Origin of the sequence: Allomesorhizobium camelthorni, assembly GCF_011045125.1 — a bacterium.
Taxonomy (GTDB): Bacteria; Pseudomonadota; Alphaproteobacteria; order Rhizobiales; family Rhizobiaceae; genus Allomesorhizobium; species Allomesorhizobium camelthorni.
In genome coordinates, this window is the sequence record NZ_JAAKZF010000182.1 from 1 (window position 1) to 4561 (window position 4561).

General features: G+C 63.8%; 2 protein-coding genes and 2 pseudogenes. All 4 read right to left on the reverse strand.

Annotation, left to right across the window (positions count from 1 at the left end; genetic code table 11):
• Positions 1–121 precede the first annotated feature (121 nt).
• Positions 122–445 (reverse strand): annotated as a pseudogene (locus G6N73_RS34775) (hypothetical protein); the annotation flags it as partial.
• Positions 446–749: 304 nt separating this feature from the next.
• Positions 750–876 (reverse strand): annotated as a pseudogene (locus tag G6N73_RS34780) (IS6 family transposase); the annotation flags it as partial.
• Between the two features lie 65 nt (positions 877–941).
• Complete coding sequence (locus G6N73_RS34785; protein WP_425484195.1) at positions 942–3029, reverse strand: acetate--CoA ligase family protein; 2088 nt, start codon at positions 3027–3029, stop codon at positions 942–944.
• 80 nt (positions 3030–3109) lie between these two features.
• Positions 3110–4444 (reverse strand): formyl-CoA transferase, encoded by a 1335-nt coding sequence (frc, locus tag G6N73_RS34790; RefSeq protein ID WP_165034406.1) that lies wholly within the window; start codon positions 4442–4444, stop codon positions 3110–3112.
• Between the last annotated feature and the right edge of the window lie 117 nt (positions 4445–4561).

Genomic DNA, 4561 nt, shown 5'->3' on the forward strand with positions numbered 1-4561 from the left:
GATCCCCCGCACGAGATCGGGGCCGCTTGGCTGGGAGTGATCTTGAGCCATCGTCGCCTCCCACGGTGATCTGGGTCGCATCCGTCCTGCCGGCGACAGTCGCATTGTCCAAAACGGATTAATAGCAGATGATCTCGTGCAATTGCCCGTCGGTCAGTTTGAAGAACCGCTTCGTTGCGCCGTAACTGTCGTTTTCCAACCCGGCGGCGCGGAGGACAGTATCCTCGAAAGCGACCGCGATCGGCGAGCCGTCGCCGCGCATGGCCGCGCGGGCCCTAGCCGGCTGATACTCGGTCTGAGGCAGCGTCGAGAGACGCCGGTCAGGGTTCCGTTCGAGGAGCTCCGCCCAGCGTTCAAGACGTTCGCTGCGCGACATGGCCTGGCGCGGGTAGTCCTGATCGACCTCGGCGACGATCTGCAGGTTCTCGAGCGTCTGGTGCTTCATGTTGGCCTCCTATTTGGACGATAGTTGGTCCACCCATTTCCGACTTATACTCGCGACCAGCGTGACTCCGACGGATCATGAAGTCCAATCACGATGATGCCTGGAGGGCTTCGTTCACGAAAATGTGGAGGCTTCGCAAGGATCCGGCCGTCTAAGTTGGCGAACGCAGTCAAATGCGCGGCTGTTCGACGAAGTCGGTCTGGGCCCTGTGCCGGTCGAGGTGATCGACGGGCAGAGTCGGTGCTGGCGTGGCCCGGCTCCATTGCTGCCCGGGCAGTGGGATCAAGGGAGTGGCAGATGAGTTTCGAAACCGCCGAAGGCAAGCATGATGCGAGTTCTCCGCCCGGTCGTTGGCGTCCCTTTTGGCTCCAGTGTTCGACTTGCGGCATGACCTGGAGCCTGGCTGCCCCGTAGGATCGCAGTTTGTCCGTGTCGAAACCATTATCGAAGTTACCCGGCTCGATGGCGGAGTGTTGCGGATTGCGCGCGAGCTAGACTAGAGCAGGCCGGCGCCGCGCGCCCATGTGTATTTGGCGCCCAGCACCGCCACCGGGATTTCGGTCGAATAGGGGTAGGCCGGCACGCCGTTCGCGTAGAGATATTCCGACGCCTCCTCCACCTCCACGTCGCCGGCGAGCGAGGCGACGATCGGCTTCTCGATGCCCTTCGCCTTCATCTCCTCCTTCACCTCCACGACGAGCCTGGCGAAGACCATGGGGGGCGTGATGATCGTGTGCCAATAGCCGAGGATGAGGGAGTGGATGCGCTTGTCCTCGAGCCCCAGCCGCACCGTGTTCTGGTAGGTCTTGGGCGGCTCGCCGCCGGTGATGTCGACGGGATTGCCGGCCGCGCCGAAGGGCGGGATGAACTTGCGAAAAGCCTGGTCGAGATCGTCGGGCATCGCCATCAGCTTCAGGCCGTTCTCAACGCAGGCGTCCGACAGAAGCACGCCCGAGCCGCCGGCGCCGGTGATGATCACGACGTTCTCGCCCTTCGGCGTCGGCAGGATCGGCACGCCACGGGCGAAGTCGAGAAGGTCGCGCAGCGAGCGGGCGCGAATGACGCCCGATTGCCTGAACACGTCCTCGTAGATCTTATCGTTGCCGGCAAGCGCGCCGGTGTGCGAGGTCGCCGCCCTGGCGCCCGCCGAGGTGCGCCCGGCCTTCAGCACGATGACCGGCTTCTTGTTGGAGACGCGCTTGGCCACCTCGGCGAAGGCGCGCCCGTCCTTCAGGTCCTCGCAGTGCTGGGCTATGACATGCGTGTTGTCGTCCTGCTCGAAGAAAGTGAGCAGGTCGTCCTCGTCGATGTCGGATTTGTTGCCTAGGCCGACGATCGCCGAGACGCCCATCTTGGCAGAACGGCTGAAGCCGATGATCGCCATGCCGATGCCGCCCGATTGGGAGGAGAGCGCAACGCTGCCCTTCACGTCATAAGCGGTGCAGAAGGTGGCGCAGAGGTTCTTGTGCGTGTAATAGAAGCCGTAGATGTTCGGGCCCATCAGGCGGATGTTGTATTTCCGGCCGATTTCCTGAAGCTCCGTCTGCCCCTCCAGATTGCCGGTCTCGGCGAAGCCTGAGGGGATGAGCACGGCGCCTGAAATCTTCTTCTCGCCGCACTCGATAAGCGCCTGCGCCACGAACTTGGCGGGAATGGCGAAGACGGCGACGTCGATCTCGCCAGGGACGTCCTTCACAGACTTGTAGGCCTCGATCCCCATGATCTCGTCGGCCTTGGGATGGATCGGATAGATGGTGCCCTGATAGCCGCCATTGATCAGGTTCTTCATCACCGAATTGCCGATCTTGCCGTCCTCGGAGGAGGCGCCGATCACCGCCACCGCATCGGGCTTCATGATGCGGTTCATCTTGGCGACGATGTCCTCGTGGCTCGGCCGGTAGCGTTCCGGCCGCGGCGCGAAATCGACAACGATGCGCACGTCGGCTGCGATCGCCTCCCGGTCGGTGGCGAAGACCGGGTTGAGGTCCATCTCGTCGATCTCCGGGAAATCGCTGATCAGCCTGGAGACCCGCACGATGATATCGGCGAGCGCATCGCGGTTGACCGCGGCGCCGCCGCGCACGCCCTTCAGCATCTCCGCCGCCTGGATGCCGTCGAGCATTGACAGCGCGTCGTCCTTCGATGCCGGAGCGAGCCGGAAGGTCACGTCCTTCAGCACTTCCACCAGCACGCCGCCGAGCCCGAAGGCCACCAGCTTGCCGAAGCTCGGATCGGTCACCGCGCCCACGATCACTTCCTGGCCGCCGGTCAGCATCTGCTGCACCTGCACGCCCTCTATCTTAGCCCCGGCCTTGTAGCGCTTGACATTGGCGAGGATGCTGTCGTAGCCCTTCGACACGTCCTCGCGGCTCTTGAGGCCGACCAGCACGCCGCCGGCCTCAGTCTTGTGTAGGATGCCGGGAGAGACGATCTTGAGGACCACGGGAAAGCCCACCTGCTCGGCGAGCTTCACGGCATCGGCGGCGGAGCGCGCCGCGCCTTCGCGCGGCACGCGGATGCCATAGGCGTCGCAGACCAGCTTGCCTTCCGGTGCCGTCAACGCGTTGCGTCCCTCTGCCTTGATCTTTTCGAGGACCTTGCGGACCGCGCTCCTGTCACTGGCCTCGTCTGTCCCAACCGACCTGGTCTTGAGTGCTTCGTCTGTCACCGGGTCCTCCCGTTAAATTTCTTGGTGGCGGCAGCCCGTATCGCCGAGTCTGCAGGCTCTATTCGGCGCTTGGGCCGCGTTTCGCCGATCGCGCCGGAGGCTTCGATCACCGCAATTTCCTCATCGCCATAACTCAGCACGTTGCGCAGAATTTCCTCGGTGTGCTCGCCCAAGAGCGGCGCGCGCGTGACCTCGGCGGGGCTGTCGGAGAGCTTGATCGGATTGCCAACCGTCAGATATTTGCCGCGCATCGGATGGTCGACCTCGACGATCGTGCCGGTCCGGCGCAGCGATTCGTCCTCCGCGATTTCCTTCATCGAGAGTATCGGGCCGACGGGAATATCGACTGCGTTGCAGAGGTTCATGACCTCGAACTTGGTCTTGGACATGGTCCATTCCTCGATGCGCGCAAAAATCTGCGCGAGGCGGGGCAGGCGCGCCTTCGGCGTCGCGTAGTCGGGATGCGTCTTCCATCCCGGCTCGCCGATCACGTCGCAGATCGGCTCCCATACGGGCGCCTGGGTGATGAAGTAGATGTAGGAATCCGGATCGCTCTCCCAGCCTTTGCACTTCAGGATCCATCCGGGCTGCCCGCCACCGGAATCGTTGCCGGCGCGCGGCACCGCCTCGCCGAAGGGAATTCCCTGTCCGTGCTGACTGTATTCGGTCAGCGGCCCATGCTTGAGGCGCTGCTGGTCGCGCAGCTTGACGCGGCAGAGGTTGAGCACGCCGTCCTGCATGGCGGCGAGCACCTGCTGGCCACGTCCCGTGCGGTTGCGCTGGTAGAGGGCCGCCACGATGCCGAGCGCCAGATGCAGGCCGGTGCCGGAATCGCCGATCTGCGCGCCGGTGACGAGCGGCGGCCCGTCGCGGAAACCCGTGGTCGATGCGGAGCCGCCGGCGCATTGCGCCACATTCTCATAGACCTTGCAGTCTTCGTAGGGGCCGGGGCCGAAGCCCTTCACCGAGGCGACGATCATGCGCGGGTTGAGGCTGTGGATGTGGTCCCAGGTCAGTCCCATGCGATCGAGCGCGCCGGGGGCGAAGTTCTCCACGAGCACGTCGCAATGCTTGATCAGGCGATCGAGGATCTCCTTGCCCTTTGGATGCTTGGAATCGATCGTGATCGAGCGTTTGTTGCCGTTCAGCATGGTGAAGTAGAGGCTATCGACATTGGGAACGTCGCGCAGCTGGCCGCGCGTGATGTCGCCGACGCCAGGCCGCTCCACCTTGATCACGTCGGCACCCAGATAGGCGAGGAGTTGCGTGCAGGTGGGTCCCGACTGCACGTGGGTGAAATCGAGGATGCGGACGCCTTCGAGAGCTTTCATCGTGTCGTCCCGTTGTTGAGGGCCTGGCGAGGCAGCCAGGCTATTTCTTGCGAACCTTGCTTTGCGGGTTGAGGTTGCCGATGCGGCCGCTCTCGGTGCCGGCCGCCGGATCGATTA